This is a genomic window from Saccharopolyspora hirsuta (assembly GCF_008630535.1).
Classification (GTDB): Bacteria; Actinomycetota; Actinomycetes; order Mycobacteriales; family Pseudonocardiaceae; genus Saccharopolyspora; species Saccharopolyspora hirsuta.
On sequence record NZ_VWPH01000001.1, the window covers coordinates 154,242 to 173,955 of the forward strand.

Here is a 19,714-nt window from a genome sequence, read left to right on the forward strand (position 1 = left end):
GCGGGAGGAGGGCTTCACCGCAGGTCGCAGCGGTGGTGCGATGCCGCGCAGCACCAGCACCACGGCGAGGAGACGTCGATGCCCACGAGCACACCGCCCGCTCCCACCCCCGCGCGCGATACCGCGGTCGACCTCGTCGTGATCGGTTCCGGCACCGGGATGGCCGCCGCGCTCGCCGCGCACGAGCGGGGCCTCGACGTCCTGATCGTGGAGAAGACCGACTACGTCGGTGGCTCGACGGCCCTGTCCGGTGGCGCGTTCTGGATCCCGGCGAGCTCGCTGCTGGCGGAGCAGGGCGCGGTCGACTCGCCGGAGCGCGCCGAGGCCTACCTGCGGTCCGTCGTCCACGGCTCCGCGCCGGACGAGCGGTGGGAGAGCTTCCTGCGCCACGGCGACGAGACCATCCGGATGCTTCGGCGGACCACGTCGATGCGCTTCATGTGGAGCAAGGGCTACTCCGACTACCACCCGGAACTGCCCGGCGGGGTCGCTGCCGGTCGCAGCTGCGAGTGCAAGCCCTTCGACGTCGCGTCGCTGGGCGCCGAACGGGCCCGGTTGCGGTCGTCGGCGCTGAAGTCGCCGGTGCCGATGCCGATCACCGGCTACGACTACAAGTGGATGAACCTGATGGCCCGGGTGCCGAGCCGCGGCCTGCCGCGGGTGGCGCTGCGGATGGCGCAGGGCATCGGCGGGAAGCTGCTCGGCCGCGAGTACGTCGCGGGAGGTCAGGCGCTCGCCGCGGGCCTGTACGGGGGAGTGCTCCGGGCCGGGATCCCGGTGTGGACGCGGACCTCCTTGCAGCGGTTGACCGCGGAGGGTGGCCGGGTGACGGGCGTGGTGGTCGAGCAGGGCGGACGTGAGGTGGCGGTGCGAGCCCGGCGCGGAGTCGTGCTCGCGGCCGGGGGTTTCGACCACGACATCGCGTGGCGCAAGGAGTTCCAGTCGGAGGCGCTCGAACCCGGCTGGAGCCTGGGCAACCGCGGCAACACCGGCGACGCCATCCGGATCGGCCAGGAGGTCGGGGCCGACATCGCGCTGATGGACCAGGCGTGGTGGTTCCCCGCCGTCGCGCCGCTGCCCGGCGGGCAGCCCTCGGTCCTGCTCGCCGAGCGGTCGCTGCCGGGATCGCTCATCGTCGACCGGCACGGCCGCCGGTTCGTCAACGAGTCCACCGACTACATGAGCTTCGGCCAGCGGGTGCTGGCGCGCGAGCGGTCCGGCGACCCCGTCGGACCGATGTGGATGGTGTTCGACCAGCGCTACCGCAACAGCTACGTCTACGCGGGCGGGGTGTTCCCGCGGATGGCGCTGCCGCAGAGCTGGTACGAGGCCGGTATCGCGCACCGGTCGGACGACCCGGCCGACCTGGCCCGCCGGGCGGGGCTCCCGGCGGAGGGGGTCGTCGCGTCCCTGCGCCGGTTCAACGAACTGGCGGCAGCGGGTGTGGACGACGACTTCCACCGCGGGGCCAGCGCGTACGACCGCTACTACGGCGACCCGACCGTCGCGCCGAACCCGAACCTGCGCCCCCTCGACGGCCCGCTGCACGCGGTGCGGATCGTCCTAGGCGACCTCGGCACCTGCGGTGGCCTGCGCGCGGACGGACACGGGCGCGTGCTGCGGGCCGACGAGTCACCGATCGACGGGCTCTACGCGATCGGGAACACCGCGGCCAACGCCTTCGGCGCCACCTACCCGGGCGCCGGGGCCACCATCGGGCAGGGCCTCGTCTACGGCTACGTCGTGGCGAAGCACGCCGCGAGCCGGGCCTGACGACGGTGGTCCGCGACCTCTCCCGGTCAGTGGGACCGGCCCGCGACCGCGGGGCGGCCGACGAGCATCGTGCTCGCATGGCGATCTGGGACGACGAGTGCGACGTGCTGGTGGTCGGTTCCGGCGGCGGCGCGCTGACCGGGGCGTACACCGCGGCCCGCGAGGGGCTCTCGGTGCTGGTGGTCGAGGCGGCCGACAGGTTCGGCGGGACCACGGCGTACTCCGGCGGCGGGCTGTGGTTCCCGGGGAACGCGGTGCTCAAGCGCGCCGGGGACCAGGACACCCCGGAGGCGGCGAAGACCTACTTCCGCGCGGTGGTGGGCGACCGCACGCCCCGCGAGCTGCAGGACGCGTTCCTGGACAACGGCGCCCGCCTGGTCGACTACCTGGAGGAGGACGACGACTTCGAGTTCGTCGTCTACCCCTGGCCGGACTACTTCGGGTCGGCGCCGGGGGCCAGCGCGACCGGGCGGCACATCATGCCGATGCCGATGACGCCGGAGCGGATCGGCTCGCTGCGGGACCAGCTCCGGCCACCGGTGGACGTCGAGCGGGCGGGCGCGCCGCTGCCGGACCTGCTCATCGGCGGCCAAGCGCTGATCGGCAGGCTGCTGCTCGCGCTGTCCAAGATGGACTCCGCGAGGCTGCGGCGCGAATCGGTGTGCGACGAGCTGGTCACCTCGGACGGTCAGGTCATGGGCGCTGTGGTCGAGGAAGGCGGCGAGCGGCGGCGCATCCGCGCGCGGCGCGGCGTGCTGATCGCCTCCGGCGGGTTCGAGCGGAACCAGGAGATGCGGACCGCGCACGGGGTTCCCGGCGCGGCGCGCGACACGATGGGAGCGCCGAAGAACCTCGGCAGGGCCATCCGGGCGGGGATCGACGTCGGTGCCGACACCGACCTGATGTCGGAGGCCTGGTGGTCGCCGGGCATCGTCCACCCGGACGGGACGTCGACGTTCTCGCTGTGGTTCACCGGCGGCATCTTCGTCGACGGTGCGGGCGAGCGCTTCGTCAACGAGTCCTGGCCGTACGACCGGATCGGCCGCGTCGTCCTCGAACGCGTCGGCGCGGACCGGATGGCGCTGCCGTTCTGGATGATCTACGACGACCGCGAGGGCGAGCGGCCGCCGGTGCGCTCCACCAGCGTCCCGATGGGGGAGACCGGCGACTACGTCGACGCCGGGCTGTGGTTCAGCGCGGGCACGCTGGCCGAGCTCGCCGGGAAGATCGGTGTTCCCGCCGAGAACCTGGAGCGGACCGTGGCGCGGTTCAACGACTTCGCGGCCGCCGGGGCGGACGCGGACTTCCACCGGGGGGACGAGCCCTACGACCGGTCGTTCGCCGGCGGGGGATCCCCGCTGGTGCCGATCGAGCAGGGCCCGTTCCACGCCGCCGCCTTCGGCGTCTCCGACCTCGGCACCAAGGGCGGCCTGCGCACCGATGCGAGCGCCCGGGTGCTCACCGCCTCGGGCGAGGTGATCCCCGGTCTGTACGCCGCGGGCAACTCGATGGCCGCGGTCAGCGGGACCACGTATCCGGGCGGGGGCAACCCGATCGGGTCCTGCATGGTGTTCAGCCACCTCGCCGCGCTGGACATGCTCACCCGCTGATCACGAGGAGCACCATGTCTTCACCGAACACACCCGTGCTGATCACCGGCGCCGCCTCCGGGATCGGTGCTGCCTGCGCTCGTGCCCTGGCCGCCGCCGGGCGACCGGTGGTCCTGTGGGACCGCGACGAACGCGGGGTGGCCGACGTCGCGGCGCAGGTCGAGCAGGACCACGGCGTGCCGGTCGTCGCGACCGGGATCGACGTCGCCGACGTGTCCCGGTACGACGACGCGCTCGCCGAAGCCCGGCGAATCGTCGGCCGGATGGGCGGTTTCGCGCACTGCGCCGGGATCGTCGACTCGACGCCGATGACGGAGGTCCGGCTGGAGGCGTGGCAGCGCGTCTTCGACGTCAACCTCACGGCCTTCGCCTACGGGACCGCCGCGCTCGCCGACGACCTGACCGCGCTGCCGGACTCGGCCGTGGTGGCGATCTCGTCCATCAACGCGACGCTAGGGCAGGCGAACATCCCCTCCTACAGCGCCTCGAAGGCCGGACTGCTCGGGCTGACGCGGTCGCTGGCCGCGCAGCTCGGCCGCTCCGGGGTCCGGGTGAACGCGGTCTGCCCGGGCTACATCGAGACGCCGATGCTCCGCCGCAGCCTCGCCGACGACCGGCGCGGGGCCCGGATGCGCGGTGACGCGATGCTCGGCCGCGTCGGGCAACCGGCGGAGGTCGGCTCCGTCGTCCGCTTCCTGCTCAGCACCGAGGCCAGTTTCGTCACGGGCAGCACGGTTTTCGTCGACGGCGGGGTCACGGCCAGCGACCGCCTCAGCTCGCTCGACTGACCCGACCCCGCGCTCGGCGACCTCGCCCGTCGCGACGGATCGAAGTTCCATTGAAATCGAACCTCCGATTTCAATGGAAATTGGATCACATCGGCATGTCCGCGTCCGACGCGCCGACGCCCGGCGGAGATCTGCGCGATTTCAATGGAAATCGGACATCCGATTTCCATTGAAATCGCGGGATCCGGCCGCGGTGCCGGTCTCGTTGAGCGGGAGGGCGCCTGTTCCGGGTGGCCCGGACTTCCCACCATGGAGGCGAATCGACGGGACCGAGTCGGAGGAGTTCCCCATGGCAGCACCGCGGACGGCCGAGGAGAACGAGGTGCGGGTGATCGAGGCTGAGGCTCCGCCGACCCGCTACGCGCGCGGCTGGCACTGCCTCGGCCTCGCCGACACCTACCGAAGCGGAAAGCCCCACGCGATCGAGGCTTTCGGCACCAAGCTGGTGGTGTTCGCCGACAGCAGCGGGGCGCTGAACGTGCTCAACGCCTACTGCCCGCACATGGGCGGGGACCTGAGCCGGGGCGAGGTCAAGGGCGACGAGGTGGCCTGCCCGTTCCACGACTGGCGCTGGCCGGGAAGCGGGCGCTGCGCGAGCATCCCGTACGCGCGGCGGGTGCCGCCGCGGGCGCGTACGAAGGCGTGGACCGTGCTGGAGCGCAACGGGCAGCTGTTCGTGTGGAACGATCCGCAGGGCAAGCAGCCGCCGCCGGAGGTGACCATCCCGGAGATCCCCGGGGTCGGCTCGGACGAGAGGACCCCGTGGACGTGGAACTCGCTGCGCATCGACGGCTCGAACTGCCGCGAGATCGTGGACAACGTGGTGGACATGGCCCACTTCTTCTACATCCACTACTCGTTCCCGACCTACTTCAAGAACGTCTTCGAGGGGCACATCGCCAGCCAGACGATGCACAGCAAGGCCCGGCCGGACGTGAAGATCGGCACGAACTACAGCGACGACAGCACGCTGCGGTCGAGCGCCGCCTACTACGGGCCCTCCTACATGATCGACTACCTGTGGAGCGACACCGGCGAGACCACGATCGAGACGGTGCTGATCAACTGCCACTACCCGGTGTCCCCCACGAGCTTCGTGCTGCAGTGGGGCGCGATGGTCAAGAAGCCCGAGGGGATGTCCGATGCGGACGCCGAGCAGATGGCGCAGGGCTTCGCCGCAGGTGTGGAGAAGGGCTTCCTGCAGGACGTCGAGATCTGGCAGCACAAGGCCCGGATCGACAACCCGCTGCTGTGCGAGGAGGACGGGCCGGTCTACCAGCTGCGGCGCTGGTACGAGCAGTTCTACGTCGACGTCGAGGACGTGACCCCGGAGATGAACCGGCGGTTCGAGTTCGAGATCGACACCGAGCGCGCGATCGAGTTCTGGCAGGCCGAGGTCGACGACAACCTGGCCCACGGCCGCGTGATCGTCGACGACAGCGCTCCCACCGCCTGATCGGAGACCGCAGGTGCAACCCTTGTCCTGCCGCAGCTGCGGCACGTGCGTGCTGGTCAAGAAGAACAGCCCGGCCCACACGCAAGTGCAGTGGACCACCGACACCGACCGCTGCGCGGAGCTCGCGCAGAGCCCGAACGCCGACCGCGCGACGGTCCTGACGTGCCTGCAGCTGCGCGACAGCATCGAAACGGCGGTGCGGCGCGGGGAGCTCCAGGTGGACGCGCCGTGATGCGGGGGAGGAGCGTGCGATGACCGAGTCCGCCGCGCACCGGTTGCGGGTCCGGGAGGTGATCGAGGAGACCGCCGACTCGCGGTCGCTGGTGTTCGACGTGCCCGCCGGGGCGGCCGACCGCTTCGCCTACCGCCCGGGCCAGTTCTTGACCCTGCGCATCCCGCTGGGCGACGAGCACGTCGCGCGCTGCTACTCGCTGTCGAGCGCTCCCGGCCTGGACGAGGGCCTGAAGGTGACGGTCAAGCGGGTGGCGGGCGGGGTCGGGTCGAACTGGCTCTGCGACCACGCCCGCCCCGGCACCGAGCTGGAGGTGCTCCCGCCAGCCGGGACGTTCACCCCGAAGTCCCTCGCGGGCGACCTGCTGCTCTTCGCGGGCGGCAGCGGGATCACCCCGATCATGTCGATCGTCCGCGCGCTGCTGCACGAGCGGACCGGGACCGCGGTGCTGATCTACGCCAACCGGGACGAGCGGTCGGTCATCTTCGCCGACGAGCTCACCGCGCTGGCCGCCCGGCACCCGGGCCGGTTCGTGCCGATCCACCTGCTGCAGAGCGTCCAGGGGCTGCCGACCGTGGACGAGATCGCCGCACTGGCAAGACCTTTCGCGGACCGGGACGCGGCCTACGTGTGCGGCCCGGAGCCGTTCATGGACGCGGTGACCGCCGCGCTGGGGCAGGTCGGCATGAGCCGCGACCGGGTGGTGCTCGAACAGTTCCGGTCGCTGAGCTCCGACCCGTTCGCCGGTGGGGAAACGGCGATCGCCCCCGGTGCCGAAGCGGCGGCCACCGTCTCGGTCTCCCTCGACGGCGAGCACCACGAGCTGCCCTGGCCTGGTGGGACCACCCTGCTCGACCTGCTCCACGCGAACGGGGTGGACGCGCCGTTCTCCTGCAAGGAGGGCGCGTGCAGCGCCTGCGCCTGCCGCCTGGTCTCGGGCGAGGTGAAGATGCTGCGCAACGAGGTGCTGGAGGAGGAGGACCTCGCGGAGGGCTGGGTGCTGGGCTGCCAGTCCGTGCCGATCACCGAGCACGTCGAAGTCACCTACGACGACAACTGACACGAGGAGAGGCCATGCCGGAGCCGTCCGTCATCCGCGACACCGTCGCGAGCTACCTGAAGACCGTCGCGACCGGAAGCGCAGCGGACGTCGCGGCCCTCTACACCGAGGACGCCGTGCTCGAAGACCCGGTGGGCAGCGAACCGGTCCGCGGCCGGGCGGCGATCACCGAGTTCTACTCGGCCCTGGAGAACCTGCGCCAGGAGACCGAGCTGCTCGCGGTCCGGGTCGCCGGGAACAGCGCCGCGTTCCACTTCCGCGTCCGCACCGAGACACCGGACGGTGTCGTCGAGATCGAGCCGATCGACGTCATGACCTTCGACGAATTCGGCCGGATCACCAGCATGCAGGCGTTCTGGTCCGCCGAGGACGTCCAGGTCCGGTAACCCGCTCAGCGCTCCGCGGCCGGTTCGCCGATGCCGAACCGGCCGCGGAAGAAGATCATCGGTCGGTGCTGCGCCGGGCGCTCCACTCCGAGGACGCGCCCGACGACGATGTCGTGGTCTCCCGCCGCGACCACCTGGTGGACGTCGGCGTGCACGCGCATGAGCACGTCGGGCAGGACGGGTGTGCTCCAGCGGGAGCAGGACCACTCCGCCCCGTCGAACTTGCGTCCGTCGCTGGAGCCGAACCGCGCGCACAGCTCGTCCTGGTGCCCGGCCAGGACGTTCACGCAGAAGCGGCCGGTCCGGCGGATCCGGGGCCAGGAGCGGCCGCGGTGGTCGGCGCAGAACATGACCAGCGGCGGGTCCAGGGACACCGAGGCGAAGGACTGGCAGGCGAAACCGACCGGCCCCGCGTCGTCGAGCCCGGTCACCACCGTCACCCCGGTGGCGAAGTCGGACATGGCCCGCCGGAACGCGTGCGGGGTCACGACGTCGGTCGAGGTCTGCGCTTGCTGCGTCATGAACCCGAAATTAGGGCGGGTGCGCGAGGTTCGCGGCCGCGGATCCCGGTCAGCGGCGGGCCGTCGAGCAGGTCCCGGTCAGCGGGAGCGGGAGTGGGGACGTGGTGGCGGGGGACCGACAATGCCCGGAACAGCCGAGACGAAGGGCCGGAACATGCCCCGCACCTTCCTGATCACCGGCAGCGCCTCGGGAATCGGCGCTGCGACCAGCGCGTACCTGCGTGAACGGGGTGTCCGGGTGATCGGCGCCGACAGGCGCGACGCCGACATCACCGCCGATCTCGCCACCGGAGCGGGAAGAGCTGCGCTCGTCGACCGCGCTCGTGACCTGGCCGGAGACAAGCTCGACGGCGTGATCGCGTGCGCTGGCGTCGCGCTGTTCGACCCCGTGACGATCCGGGTCAACCACTTCGGCGCGGTGGCCGTGCTCGAAGGCCTGCGCCCGCTCCTCGCGCGCGGCACCGATCCGCGCGCGGTCGTGGTCTCCTCGGTGGCGTCGGTGCACCAGGCTGACCCCGACATCGTCGACGCTGCGCTCGCCGGTGACGAGGACGCCGCGGTGACCGCCGCCGGTGCCGCGGTGGAGCGCGGTGCCGGTGCGCAGGTGTACTCCTCGTCGAAGGTGGCGATCGCCCGGTGGGTGCGCCGGACCGCGATCACCCCGGAATGGGCGGGTGCGGGAATACCGCTCAACGCCATCGCCCCCGGCACCGTCGTCACGCCGATGACCCGGGGCATGCTCGACTCCGAAGCCGGTCGCCAGCTCGTCGACGGCAGCGTCCCCATGCCGCTGCACGGTCACGCGCGACCGGAGCAGGTCGCGCCGCTGCTCGCCTGGCTCAGCTCCCCGGAGAACTCGCACGTCACCGGCCAGGTGGTGTTCGTCGACGGCGGCGCGGAAGCGGTCCTGCGCGGGGACCGGACCTGGTAGCGAAACTAGCGCGAGCGTGCGCGATTCGCGCCGGTCGGTCCCGGTCAGCGGTGGGGCGTCGAGCGGGTCCCGGTCAGCGGGAGCAGGGGTGGGGCGGGTCCGCGCACCGGACCTAGCTTCATCGCACCGCCGCAGACCGGCGGCGGTCGTCCGAGCAGTCCGGAGGTGCGTGCATGGCGCACGAGGTGGTTCGCCGAGTGGAAGAGGTCGCCGCCCGGCTCGCGGCGACCGCGGAGGACAGCGAGCGGTTGGGCAAGCTGTCGGACGAGAGCGTCAAGCTGGTGCGCGAGGCCGGGGTCATGCGGCTGCTGCAGCCGACCGACTTCGGCGGGTACGCGGCCCACCCGCGGGACTTCGCCGAAGCGGTGATGGCGGTGGCGAAGTCGTGCGGGTCGACCGGCTGGGTGTGCGGGGTGGGCGGGGTCCACCCGTGGGAGATGGCGCTCATGGACCGGCAGCTCCAGCAGGAGGTCTGGGGCGAGAACCCGGACACCTGGATCGCCTCGCCGTACATGCCCAGCGGCATCGCCACGCCCACCGACGGCGGTTACGTCCTCAAAGGACGGTGGCAGTTCTCCTCCGGCACCGACCACTGCGACTGGATCTTCCTCGGCGCGCTGGTCGGCGACGCCGAGGGCAAGCCCGCCCAGCCGTCCCAGGTGCTGCACGTGGTGCTGCCCCGGCAGGACTACACGATCGTCGACGACTCCTGGGACGTCATCGGCCTGTGCGGCACCGGGAGCAAGGACGTCGTCGTCGACGGCGCGTTCATCCCGGCGTACCGGACGATCGACGCCGAGGAGGTCGCGCAGGGGGAGCGAGCAGCCGAGCGCGTCGGCCGCACCGAGACGGTGTACCGGCTGCCGTTCTGGACGATGTTCCCGCTGGGCATCACGTCGGCGGTCGTCGGCATCGTGGAGGGCGCGCTGGCCTGCCACCTCGACTACCAGCGGGACCGGGTGATGGCGGCAGGCACCCGGGTCCGCGACGACCCGCACACGCTGTACGCGATCTCGGAGGCGGCCGCGGAGATCGCCGCTTCCCGCACGCAGCTGCTCGACGGCGTCAGCCGCCTCTACGACCGGGCCGAAGCGGGCCAGCCGATCACCTTCGAGGAGCGGTCGGTGGTGCGCCGCAACCAGGTCCGCTGCGCGTGGCGCGCGGTGGCCGCGGCCGACGAGATCTTCGCCCGCTCCGGCGGGAACGCGGTGCGCCGCACCAACGCGGTGCAGCGGTTCTGGCGCGACGCGCACGTCGGCCTCCAGCACGCCATCCACATCCCCGGCTCGATCTACCACTCGAACGCCCTGACCTCGATGGGCATCGAGCCCGCCGAGCAGCTCCGGGCCCTGATCTGATCCACGACTGGAGAGGAAGCCATGACCGACATCAGCTCGCTGGGCTACGTCCGGGTCCGCGCCGCGGATTTCGACGCCTGGCGGAAGTTCGCCTACGACACCATCGGTTTCGCCGAGGGCAGCGGTCCGGAGGCGGACGCGCTGTACCTGCGCCTGGACGAGCGGATCGGCCGGATCGTGGTGCTCCCGGGCGAGGTGGACCGGGTGGAGGCCGTGGGCTGGGAGGTCCGCGACCACCTGGCCCTGCAGCGGGTCCAGGACGCGGTCGAAGCGGCCGGGCTCGCCCCGAAACCGCTGACCGGGGAGGAGGCCGACACCCGCAGGGTGGAGGCGGGCATCGCCTTCGAAGCCCCGGGCGGCACCCCGCTGGAGGTCTTCCACGGCCCCGCGCTGGACCACAGCCCGGTGGCGACGAAGTTCGACAACCGGTTCGTCACCGGTCAGCTGGGCCTGGGCCACGTCGTGGTCCCGGTCAGCGACCTCGACGGCGCGTACCGCTTCTACGCCGAAACGCTCGGTTTCCTGCCCCGCGGTGCGTTCCGGCTGCCCGCCCCGCCGGAGCACGGCCCGGTGCGGCTGCGGTTCATGGGCGTCAACGCGCGGCACCACAGCCTCGCGCTGCTGCCGTCGCCGGACCTCAAGGCGCCTGCCCTGGTGCACATCATGGTGGAGCTGGAGGACCTCGACCAGGTCGGCCGCGCCCTGGACAGGGTGGTGGACGCCGGGTTCCACGTCTCGTCCACGCTGGGCCGCCACACCAACGACAAGATGGTCTCCTTCTACGTCCGGACCCCTGGCGGCTGGGACCTGGAGGTCGGCTGCGACGGCATGCTCGTCGACGAGACCTCCTACACGGCCGAGGAGATCACCGCGGACAGCTACTGGGGCCACAAGTGGGACTTCGGCTCCTGACCTCGTGGAGCGGGACATGAACCGTTACGAAGGTCGGCGCGCGCTCATCACCGGTGCGGGCTCGGGCATCGGCCAGGCGACCGCGCTCCGCGTGCTCGTCGAAGGCGGCAGCGTGGTGGCGGCGGACATCAGCGAGCAGGGCCTGGCGGACACCGCGCAGAACGCGGGCACCGACCGGCTCAGCACGCTCGTGCTCGACGTCTCCGACGAGGAATCGGTCAAGGATGTTGTCGCCGAGGCCGTTTCCGCGCTGGGCGGCCTGGACGTCCTGGTCAACGCGGCCGGGATCCTGCGCTCCGCGCACAGCCACGAGATGCCCCTCGCGGACTTCACCGAGATCCTGTCGGTGAACCTGGTGGGGACCTTCCTGGTGATCCGCGAAGCCATCCCTGCCCTGCTGGAGGGCAACAGCCCCGCCGTGGTCAACTTCAGCTCCACCTCGGCGGCCTTCGCGCACCCGTACATGGCGGCCTACGCGGCGAGCAAGGGCGGCATCCAGTCGATGACGCACGCCCTCGCCGCCGAGTACGCCAAGCGAGGCATCCGTTTCACCTCGGTGCAACCCGGTTCCATCTCGTCGGGCATGACCGACGGCAGCGGCGCGAGCAGGTCGAGCGTCGGCCCGGGCCTGCCCGAGGACGCCGACATGTCGTTGTTCGCGAAGCTGAGCCCGGCCATCGGCGACGGCTTCGCCGACCCGGGGACGGTCGCGTCGGTGGTGGCCATGCTCGCCTCCGAGGACGGCGAGTTCATCACCGGAACCGAGATCCGCATCGACGGCGGAACCCACTTCTGACGCCCGAGGGCACCTCCCCCCGGAGGTGCCCTCCGCGCCGCTAGTCGAGCAGGCCCATCATTCCCGGCAGGCCCAGGGACAGGGCGGGGATGAAGGTGACGGCGATGAGCAGCAGGACCAGTCCGACGAAGTACGGCAGGAGCTTCGGGACGACCTGCTCGATCGACACCCCGCTCACGCCGGTCCCGACGAACAGGACCGATCCGACCGGCGGCGTCATGGTGCCGATGCACATCGCGAGGATGAGCACCATGCCGAACTGCACCGGGTCCATGCCGACCTCCTCCGCGATGGGCAGCAGGATCGGGGTGAAGATCAGGATCGCCGGTGTGATGTCCATGAACGTGCCCACCACCAGCAGCAGGATGAGCATCAGCACCAGGACGACCACCGGCGAGTCCGCCACCGACAGCAGCGCCTGCGTGATCGCCGTCGGGATACCGGTGTAGGCCATCACCCAGGACATGCCCGCGGACGCCGCGATGAGGAACATGACGATGCCGGTCGCGACGACCGTGCGGGTCACGACGTCCTTGAGGGCCGTCCACGACATGCTCCGGTACGCCAGCGACAGCACCAGCGTGTACAGGACGGCGACCGCGGCGCCTTCGGTCGCGGTGAAGACCCCGAGCACGATGCCGCCGACCACGACGACGATCAGCAGCAGGCCCGGGATCGCCCCGAGCAGGACCCGGAAGGCCTCGGCCGCGGTGACCCGGTCGACCTTCGGGTACTTCTCCCGCCGGGTGAACGCGAAGGCGATCACCATGATCACCAGCCCCATCAGGATGCCGGGCACGTACCCCGCCATGAACAGCGCCGAGACGGACACCCCGCCCGCGACGGTCGAGTAGACGATCGCGGCCGTCGTCGGCGGGATGAGCAGCCCGGTCGGGGCCGAGGCGATGTTGATCGCGGCCCCGAAAGCCGGGTCGTACCCGGCCTTCCGCTGGCGCTCGTGCAGCGTGCTGCCGATCGCGGCGGCCGCCGCCACGGCCGAGCCGGACAGCGCGCCGAACAGCATGTTCGCCAGCACGTTGGTGTGCGCCAGCGCGCCGGGGACCCGGCCCACCGCCACCAGGGCGAGGTCGACGAGCCGACGTGCGATGCCGCCGGTGTTCATGACGTTGCCCGCGAAGATGAACAGCGGGACGGCCAGCAGCGAGAAGCTCTCGATGCCGACGTTCATCTGCTGCCCGATGATGTAGGTGGAGTCGTCCCACGGCAGGAACGCCAGCGCGGTGACGAACGAGGCGATCCCGAGCGACACCGAGATCGGCACCCCGGTGAACAGCAGGACGAAGAACGCGCCGAACAGGACGGCGACAGCGGTCAGGGCACCCATCAGTCCGTCCCCTCGGTCTCGATCGAGACCTCGCCGACGAGGTCCTCCCAGATGTTGAGCAGCTGCGCGAACGCGATCGCGAGCCCGGCGATCGGTCCGATCGCGTAGACCAGGCCCCGGGAGATCCCCAGCAGCGCCGAGTAGTTGGTGGCCGCGCTCAGCGCCAGCATCGTGCCGCCGACCACCAGCACGACCACGGCGAAGACCAGCACGAGGACGTCCGAGCCGAGGACCAGCGCGCGCCGCACCGGGGGCGAGAACCGGTCCCGCAGGACGACCAGCGACATGTGCTTGCGCTGGAGGAACGCGTACGCGGCGCTGATCATCGACGTCCAGATGAGCGCGTAGCGCACGAGCTCCTCGGTGAAGGCCGCGGGCGAGCCCAGGACGTAGCGGGTGAAGACCTGGTACAGCACCAGCAGGGTCATGATGACGAGCAGGGCACCGGCGAAGGCCGCCAGCACGCCGCCGAGCGCTCGTCGCACCCGGTTGAGACGGTCGAGCGCGGTCATGGCGTGCCTCGCTTCCGGGCCGAGCCGATGACGGACAGGAGCTCCGCGACCTCCGGGTACTGCGCGGCGTACTGCTCCACCACCGGCCTGGTGGCCTCGCGGAATGCCGCGGTGTCGACGTCGGTGATGAACTCGACGCCCATCGCCTCCGCCTCGGCGACCGCCTGCCGGGTGGTCTTCGCCCAGTCGACCTTCTGCCGCTCGGTCGACGCGCGGGCCGCCTCGGTGAGCAGCTGCTCGTCGGCCGGGTCGAGCCGCTCCCAGGTCTGGGTGCTGATCACGAGCATGTCGGGGATCCGGGTGTGCTCGGTCATCGAGAACGCGTGGGAGACCTCGCCGTGCGCGCTGTCGGTGAGCACCGTCTCGTTGCTCTCGGCGCCGTCGATCAGCCCGGTCTGCAGCGAGGTGTAGGTGTCGCTGAACGCCATCACGACCGGGGCGGCGCCCAGCGCGCCGACGAAGTCGGTCTGCGAGCGCATGTCCTGCACGCGGATCTTCCGCCCGCGCAGGTCTTCCGGCGTCCGCACCGGCGTGTTCCCGGTGTAGAAGGACCGCGCCCCGGAGGTGTAGTAGGTGAGGCCGACGAAGCCGTCGTCGGCGGTCGAGCGGAAGTGCTCGGCCATCTGCGGCGAGTCCATCACGTCGTAGAACTCCTGCTCGGAGTCGAAGACGTAGGGCAGGCCGAAGGTGTGGTAGCCGGGGGCGTAGGTCGCCAGCCCCGGTGCGCTGACCCGGGTCATGTCGACGATGCCCTCGTGCAGCTGGCCGAGCACGTCGGGTTCGGCGCCCAGCTGACCGTTGCCGTAGATCTTCACCACGATGCGGCCGCCGCTGCGCCGCTCGACGTCGTCGGCGAACGAGGCGAGCGCCTGGGAGGTGACGTGGTCGTCGCTGAGGTTGTTCGCCAGGCTCAGCACCAGGGGGTTCTCCGGCGTCGCCTCGGCGCTCGTCCGCGCGCCGGACACCGGCGCGCACGCGGCGAGGGCCGCGACGAGGACCAGGGCGACGGTGCCGCTGATCAATCGGTTCCTCATGCGTGCCTTTCTCACATGCCGATCATGTCGACGGGCTCGAACGAGATCGCGACGGCGAGGTCGCCGCCCGGATCGGGGGTCTTGATCAGCACGGATCCGAGCCCGATGTCGTAGTGCCAGCCCACTTCCGCGGCGTCGAAGCGACCGCGGTGCAGGTGCTGCGGGAGGCGCTGGCCGTCGAGGGCGACCCAGTGCGGGCACCGGCCGGGCCGGACCACGTCGAACAGCAGCCGTTCGACGGAGCTGCGGTACTCGCCGCGCCGGGTCAGCTCCAGGCGCACCTGCTCACCGGCGGTCATCCGGACCTCGGTCGTGCGGAACGCGCCGTCCTCGTGGGCGCGGGTGAGGCCGTCGTCCTCGTAGAGGGTGAACTCCGCGTCGCGATCGGGGGCGCAGATCAGCCGCAGCTGGGTCACCTCGTCGCGGGTGAGGCTGTTCAACTGGTTCTCCGAGACCGGGACGATGCCGCCGCCGCGCAGGAACAGCGGGATCGAGCCGAGGTCCACCGGCAGTTCCACGACCTGCCCGCCCTCGTAGCGCTCCCGGGTCCAGGCGTCGTAGAACACCTCGCCCTCCGGGAGCCGGACGGTGCGGGTGCTCGCCCCCGGGGTGAGCACGTTGGCGACGAGCAGCGCGTCGCCGAGCATGAACTCCTCGGACGTCTCGTCGACCGCCGGGTCGTGCTGGAACGCGCTGACCAGCGGTTCCACGATCGGCCAGCCGGTCGCCGAGGCGCGCGCCGCGAGCGAGTACAGGTAGGGGAACAGCCGGTAGCGCAGCTTGATGGCGTCGCGGACGTGGGGAGTCCGGTCGGGGTACATCCACGGCTCGGTCACCGTGTTGTCGGAGTTGACCGAGTGGATGGAGAACCGCGGTTGGAAGATGCCGTGCTGCACCCACCGCACCAGCAGCTCGGGATCCGGTGCGGGGCCGTGGAAGCCGCCGATGTCGCAGCCGTGGTGCGGGAACCCGGACAGGCCCATCCCGAGGATCGTGGCGATGTTGTGCCGCAACGACTCCCACGAGGTGGAGTTGTCGCCCGCCCAGCTCTGCGCGTAGCGCTGGATGCCCGCGTGACCGGACCGGCACACGATGTAGGGGCGGGCCGACGGGTTCGTCGCGGCGATGCTGTCGCGGGTCACCCGGCACATCAGGTTCGGCATGACGTTGCGCAGACGGCCGATCGTCGCGCCTGCGCCCTCGAAGTCGACGCCGGAGTCGGTGTCGATGATGCCGTCGTACTCGCAGTTGTCGTTCCAGACCGACGTCGTGCCCTTGTCCAGGACCGCTTCGGTGAGCCAGCGCTGCCACGCCTCGCGGGCGGCGGGCTTGGTGAAGTCGACGAACCGGCCCGGCCCGCCCCACCAGGCACCGACGGCGGGGCCGTCACCGGCCGCGTCCGCGCTGCGGGTGACGAAGACGCCGGCCGCGTCGAACTCCTCGAAGCGCGGGTGGACGTCGAGGACGCCGGGCTTGACGTTCGGGGACACGGTGATGCCGCGCTCGGCCATCGCGGCGAAGAAGCCCTCGGGGTCCGGGAAACGGCGCTCGTTCCAGGTGAACACGCACCGCTTCGACCCGGCCTCGGTCTCCTGCGCGGTGTAGCCCGACGAGAGCTGGAAACCGTCGACGGGGATGTCCTCGGCCCGGGCGATGTCGATGAACTCGATGATCGCGCGGTCGCTGTCCGCGTCGAGCTCGGAGTAGTACATCGACGAGGCCAGGTAGCCCAGCGCGTACTTGGGCAGCAGCGGTGGCCTGCCGGTCAGCGCGGTGTAGCGCTGCACGACGTCGCGGATGCCCGGACCGGCGATCAGGAAGAGGTCGATGTCGCCGCCGTCGGCGCGGTAGCGGCTGTGCGGCGGCCAGTAGTTGCTCCGCTCCCGGCCGAGGTCGAAGTCGCAGTCGTAGGTGTTGTGGTAGAAGTACCCGACCGCTTTCCGGTTCTCCCGGTTCATCTTGATGTAGAACGGGATGTGCTTGTACAGCGGGTCGGTCTCGCGCGGGTCGTAGCCGAGGGCGTCCTTCGGGCTCAGCGTGATGAGCTTCTGCGCCTTGTTCAGCGGCCCGGTGGTCTCGCCGAAGCCGTAGAACGCGTCGTCGCGGGAGATCTCGCTGGTGTGGATGCGGCGACCGTTGGCGTCCTCCAGGTAGCCGAGCCCGACGACGTCGGAGTGCAGCAGGGTGCCCGCCTCGTCGTGGACGCGGATCCGGAACGGGTCCTTCTCGACGTCCACGCGGAGGTTCCCGCCGGTCACCCGGACGCGGTCGCCCAGGTCCTCGACGTCGAACGGCAGCGGCGTCACCCGCGTTCGCTCGGCGCCCATGAACTCGTCGAGCCGGTCCGGCCACGCCGTCGTGGTGAGCGTGTAGGACTCCTCGGCGAAGTCGCCCTGGAAACCGGCGCGAACGCGCAGGACGCCGTCGGCCGGGAACATGAGCCGGATCTCGACACCGTCGGTGCGGACCCGGACCTGGTCACCGGACCGCTCCACTCGCTCGACTCGTGATGTGACGCGCACGTGAACTTCTCTCGATCTGGCGGATTCCGCTGCCCGGGCGGCAGCGCCGACGACAATGATGGGGCTCGGCTCACCAGTCGTGAACCGTGCCGTCCTGCAAGCGGTTCACCGGCAGGTACGCCCGCTCGTAGGGGTACTTCGCCGCCAGGTCCTCGTCGAAGTGGATGCCCAGCCCGGGTTTCTCGCTCGGCCGCAGGCCGCCGTGGGCGAACTCGTGCGTGGGCCCGAAGACCTCCCGCGTCTGCTCGCTGTGGACCATGTACTCCTGGATGCCGAAGTTGTGCAGCGCCAGCCCGAGGTGCACCGCGGCCGCCAGCCCGACCGGAGAGACGTCCGTCGGACCGTGCATCCCGGACTTGACCTGGTACATCGCCGCGTAGTCCATGATCCGGCGCACGCTGCTGATGCCGCCCGCGTGCGTGATCGGCGAGCGCACGTAGTCGATGAGCTGCTCGCGGATCAGGTGCTGGTAGTCCCACACGGAGTTGAACACCTCGCCGATCGCCAGCGGCGTGGTGGTGTGGTGGCGCACCCAGCGCAGCGCTTCCTGGTTCTCGGCGGGCGTGACGTCTTCGAGCCAGAACAGGTCGTAGGGCTCCAGGGACTTGCCCAGCTTGGCCGCCTGGATCGGGGTGAGCCGGTGGTGCGCGTCGTGCAGCAGCGCGATGTCCTCGCCGAACTCCCCGCGGACGGCTTCGAACACCGAGGGCACGTGCCGCAGGTAGGCGCGGGTGTCCCAGCTCTCCTCGGCGGGCAGCGCGGAGCGGCGGGCGGGTTCGTAGTCGTAGCGGGTGTCGTCGCCGATCGCGGCGGCCGCGCTGGAGGCGACGCCGTACACCGAGTCCAGGCCCGGCACGCCGGTCTGGATGCGGATCGCGCGGAAGCCCTCCTCGATGTGCTGGCGCACCGAGTCGAACAGCTCGGGGATGTCCTTGCCGCTGGCGTGGCCGTAGACCAGGCAGCGGTCGCGGCTGGCCCCGCCGAGCAGCTGGTACAGCGGCAGCCCGGCGACCTTGGCCTTGATGTCCCACAAAGCGGTGTCCACCGCCGCGATCGCGGCCATCGTCACCGGGCCGCGCCGCCAGTACGCGCCGCGGTACAGGTACTGCCAGGTGTCCTCGATGGCGTGCGCGTCGCGCCCGATCAGCAGCGGCACGACGTGGTCGGTGAGGTAGCTGGCCACCGACAGCTCCCGGCCGTTCAGCGTGCCGTCGCCGTAGCCGACCACGCCGTCGTCGGTGGTGATCTTCAGGGTGACGAAGTTGCGGCCCGGGCTGGTGACGATGACGTCTGCGCGCTCGATGAGCACTGGTCCTCCTTGACTTGAAACGACGAGCGGTACGCCGGTCCGCCGTGCTCGGGTGATCGGTGCGGTGGCTGCGGTCTCGCGGTCGGTTCAACGTAGGAGCCGCCCCGTAGACTGGCAACCAGTTGCCATTTGTTGCCAACATCAACACCGGAGGTGCGCGGTGGACCAGGGCAGGCCGACGATCTACGACGTCGCGGAGCGCTGCGGCGTCGCGGCGTCCACGGTGTCGCGCACGTTCTCCCACCCCAGCCGGGTCAACCCCGCCACCCGCGCGAAGGTCCGGGCCGCCGCCGACGAGATCGGTTACCTCCCGCGGCCGCTGGCGCGCGCGGAGGCGCCCGGCCGCGCGCGCACGATCACCCTGGTCGTCACCGACATCGCCAACCCCTACTACGCCCCGCTGATCAAGGCGGCCCAGTCGCAGGCGCTGGCGAAGGACTACGCGCTGGCCCTGGTCGACAGCGACGAGTCGCCGCGCGTCGAGGCCAGCAACCTGCGCCAGCTGCTGGCGACCGCCAGCGGCGCCGTCCTGGCCACCTCCCGCCTCTCCGACGACGTCATCCGCCAGATCGCCCAGCACCGCCCGCTGGTCATCGTCAACCGCGAGATCGACGGGATCCCCAGCCTCGTGGTGGACACCGCGGCGGGCATGCGCAAGGCCGTCCGCCACCTGGCCGCCATCGGGCACCGCCGCATCGCCTACCTCTCCGGCCCCCGCAACTCCTGGATCAACAGCGTGCGCTGGCGCGCTGTGCAGGAGGAATCCGGCGCGCTCGGGCTGGACGCGGCGTTCGTGGGCCCGCACGTGCCGAACCTGCAGGGCGGGCGCGAAGCCGCCGACGCGCTGATGCTGCAGCGCGCGACCGCCGCCATCGCCTACAACGACCTCATCGCCATCGGCGCCCTGCAACGCCTGCAGGCCGCCGGTGTCAGCGTGCCCGCGGACTTCAGCCTCATCGGGTGCGACGACATCTTCGGCGCGGACCTGACCTCCCCGGGGCTGACCACCATCGCCGGGCCGACCGAACGGCTCGGCAGGTCCGCCGTCGACGCCCTGCACGCCCAGCTCACCCGCGGTCCGGGGGTGGAATCCGCGCTGTTCGACGCCCACCTCGTCACGCGCGGCTCCACCGCCGCACCCCGGGATGACAACTGATGGCAACAAGTTG

General features: G+C 71.1%; 18 protein-coding genes. 12 read left to right on the top strand and 6 right to left on the bottom strand.

What is annotated here, in order from left to right:
- The first annotated feature begins 78 nt into the window (after nucleotides 1-78).
- The 7 genes from F1721_RS00710 (at nucleotide 79) to F1721_RS00740 (ending at nucleotide 7,305) form a co-directional block, all read left to right on the top strand.
- Nucleotides 79-1,773 carry a 3-ketosteroid-delta-1-dehydrogenase gene (locus F1721_RS00710; RefSeq protein WP_150064531.1) on the top strand — a complete coding sequence of 565 codons (1,695 nt, stop codon included), beginning with the start codon at nucleotides 79-81 and terminating at the stop codon, nucleotides 1,771-1,773.
- A gap of 77 nt (nucleotides 1,774-1,850) precedes the next feature.
- Complete coding sequence (locus tag F1721_RS00715; protein WP_150064532.1) at nucleotides 1,851-3,383, top strand: FAD-binding protein; 1,533 nt, start codon at nucleotides 1,851-1,853, stop codon at nucleotides 3,381-3,383.
- Nucleotides 3,384-3,397: 14 nt separating this feature from the next.
- Nucleotides 3,398-4,171: an SDR family NAD(P)-dependent oxidoreductase gene (locus F1721_RS00720; RefSeq protein ID WP_150064533.1), complete on the top strand. Its 774-nt coding sequence runs from the start codon at nucleotides 3,398-3,400 to the stop codon at nucleotides 4,169-4,171.
- A gap of 289 nt (nucleotides 4,172-4,460) precedes the next feature.
- Nucleotides 4,461-5,627, top strand: a complete 1,167-nt coding sequence (locus F1721_RS00725; protein ID WP_150064534.1) for a 3-ketosteroid-9-alpha-monooxygenase, oxygenase component — start codon at nucleotides 4,461-4,463, stop codon at nucleotides 5,625-5,627.
- Nucleotides 5,628-5,640: 13 nt separating this feature from the next.
- Nucleotides 5,641-5,859, top strand: coding sequence for a hypothetical protein (locus tag F1721_RS00730; RefSeq protein ID WP_150064535.1), 219 nt, complete (start codon nucleotides 5,641-5,643; stop codon nucleotides 5,857-5,859).
- Between the two features lie 19 nt (nucleotides 5,860-5,878).
- Nucleotides 5,879-6,919 carry a ferredoxin--NADP reductase gene (locus F1721_RS00735; protein ID WP_150064536.1) on the top strand — a complete coding sequence of 347 codons (1,041 nt, stop codon included), beginning with the start codon at nucleotides 5,879-5,881 and terminating at the stop codon, nucleotides 6,917-6,919.
- 14 nt (nucleotides 6,920-6,933) lie between these two features.
- Nucleotides 6,934-7,305 (top strand): nuclear transport factor 2 family protein, encoded by a 372-nt coding sequence (locus tag F1721_RS00740; RefSeq protein ID WP_150064537.1) that lies wholly within the window; start codon nucleotides 6,934-6,936, stop codon nucleotides 7,303-7,305.
- Between the two features lie 5 nt (nucleotides 7,306-7,310).
- Here F1721_RS00740 and F1721_RS00745 read toward each other — a convergent pair whose 3' ends face one another.
- Complete coding sequence (locus tag F1721_RS00745; protein ID WP_150064538.1) at nucleotides 7,311-7,826, bottom strand: flavin reductase family protein; 516 nt, start codon at nucleotides 7,824-7,826, stop codon at nucleotides 7,311-7,313.
- A gap of 121 nt (nucleotides 7,827-7,947) precedes the next feature.
- On the opposite strand from F1721_RS00745, the gene F1721_RS00750 reads away from it, so the two are divergent.
- From F1721_RS00750 to F1721_RS00765, 4 genes are all read left to right on the top strand, one after another.
- Nucleotides 7,948-8,757 carry an SDR family oxidoreductase gene (locus F1721_RS00750; protein ID WP_211840271.1) on the top strand — a complete coding sequence of 270 codons (810 nt, stop codon included), beginning with the start codon at nucleotides 7,948-7,950 and terminating at the stop codon, nucleotides 8,755-8,757.
- Nucleotides 8,758-8,930: 173 nt separating this feature from the next.
- Nucleotides 8,931-10,115: an acyl-CoA dehydrogenase family protein gene (locus tag F1721_RS00755; protein ID WP_150064539.1), complete on the top strand. Its 1,185-nt coding sequence runs from the start codon at nucleotides 8,931-8,933 to the stop codon at nucleotides 10,113-10,115.
- 21 nt (nucleotides 10,116-10,136) lie between these two features.
- On the top strand, nucleotides 10,137-11,027 hold the full coding sequence (locus tag F1721_RS00760) for a VOC family protein (protein WP_150064540.1): 891 nt from the start codon (nucleotides 10,137-10,139) through the stop codon (nucleotides 11,025-11,027).
- A 16-nt stretch (nucleotides 11,028-11,043) separates the two neighbouring features.
- On the top strand, nucleotides 11,044-11,823 hold the full coding sequence (locus tag F1721_RS00765; RefSeq protein ID WP_150064541.1) for an SDR family NAD(P)-dependent oxidoreductase: 780 nt from the start codon (nucleotides 11,044-11,046) through the stop codon (nucleotides 11,821-11,823).
- 40 nt (nucleotides 11,824-11,863) lie between these two features.
- Here F1721_RS00765 and F1721_RS00770 read toward each other — a convergent pair whose 3' ends face one another.
- The 5 genes from F1721_RS00770 to manD form a co-directional block, all read right to left on the bottom strand.
- A complete protein-coding gene (locus tag F1721_RS00770) occupies nucleotides 11,864-13,168 on the bottom strand; it encodes a TRAP transporter large permease (RefSeq protein ID WP_150064542.1) in 1,305 nt (434 codons plus the stop codon).
- Nucleotides 13,168-13,680: a TRAP transporter small permease gene (locus F1721_RS00775; RefSeq protein WP_150064543.1), complete on the bottom strand. Its 513-nt coding sequence runs from the start codon at nucleotides 13,678-13,680 to the stop codon at nucleotides 13,168-13,170. Before F1721_RS00775 ends, F1721_RS00770 begins: the two co-directional genes overlap by 1 nt.
- Entirely contained in the window at nucleotides 13,677-14,714 is a 1,038-nt protein-coding gene (locus F1721_RS00780) for a TRAP transporter substrate-binding protein (protein ID WP_246153967.1), read from the bottom strand. Before F1721_RS00780 ends, F1721_RS00775 begins: the two co-directional genes overlap by 4 nt.
- 11 nt (nucleotides 14,715-14,725) lie before the next feature.
- Nucleotides 14,726-17,236 carry a glycoside hydrolase family 31 protein gene (locus tag F1721_RS00785; RefSeq protein WP_246153969.1) on the bottom strand — a complete coding sequence of 837 codons (2,511 nt, stop codon included), beginning with the start codon at nucleotides 17,234-17,236 and terminating at the stop codon, nucleotides 14,726-14,728.
- Nucleotides 17,237-17,306: 70 nt separating this feature from the next.
- Nucleotides 17,307-18,545 (bottom strand): D-mannonate dehydratase ManD, encoded by a 1,239-nt coding sequence (gene manD, locus F1721_RS00790; RefSeq protein ID WP_150064544.1) that lies wholly within the window; start codon nucleotides 18,543-18,545, stop codon nucleotides 17,307-17,309.
- Between the two features lie 160 nt (nucleotides 18,546-18,705).
- Here manD and F1721_RS00795 point away from each other — a divergent pair, with 160 nt between their 5' ends.
- Complete coding sequence (locus tag F1721_RS00795) at nucleotides 18,706-19,701, top strand: LacI family DNA-binding transcriptional regulator (protein ID WP_150064545.1); 996 nt, start codon at nucleotides 18,706-18,708, stop codon at nucleotides 19,699-19,701.
- The last annotated feature ends 13 nt before the right edge of the window (nucleotides 19,702-19,714 follow it).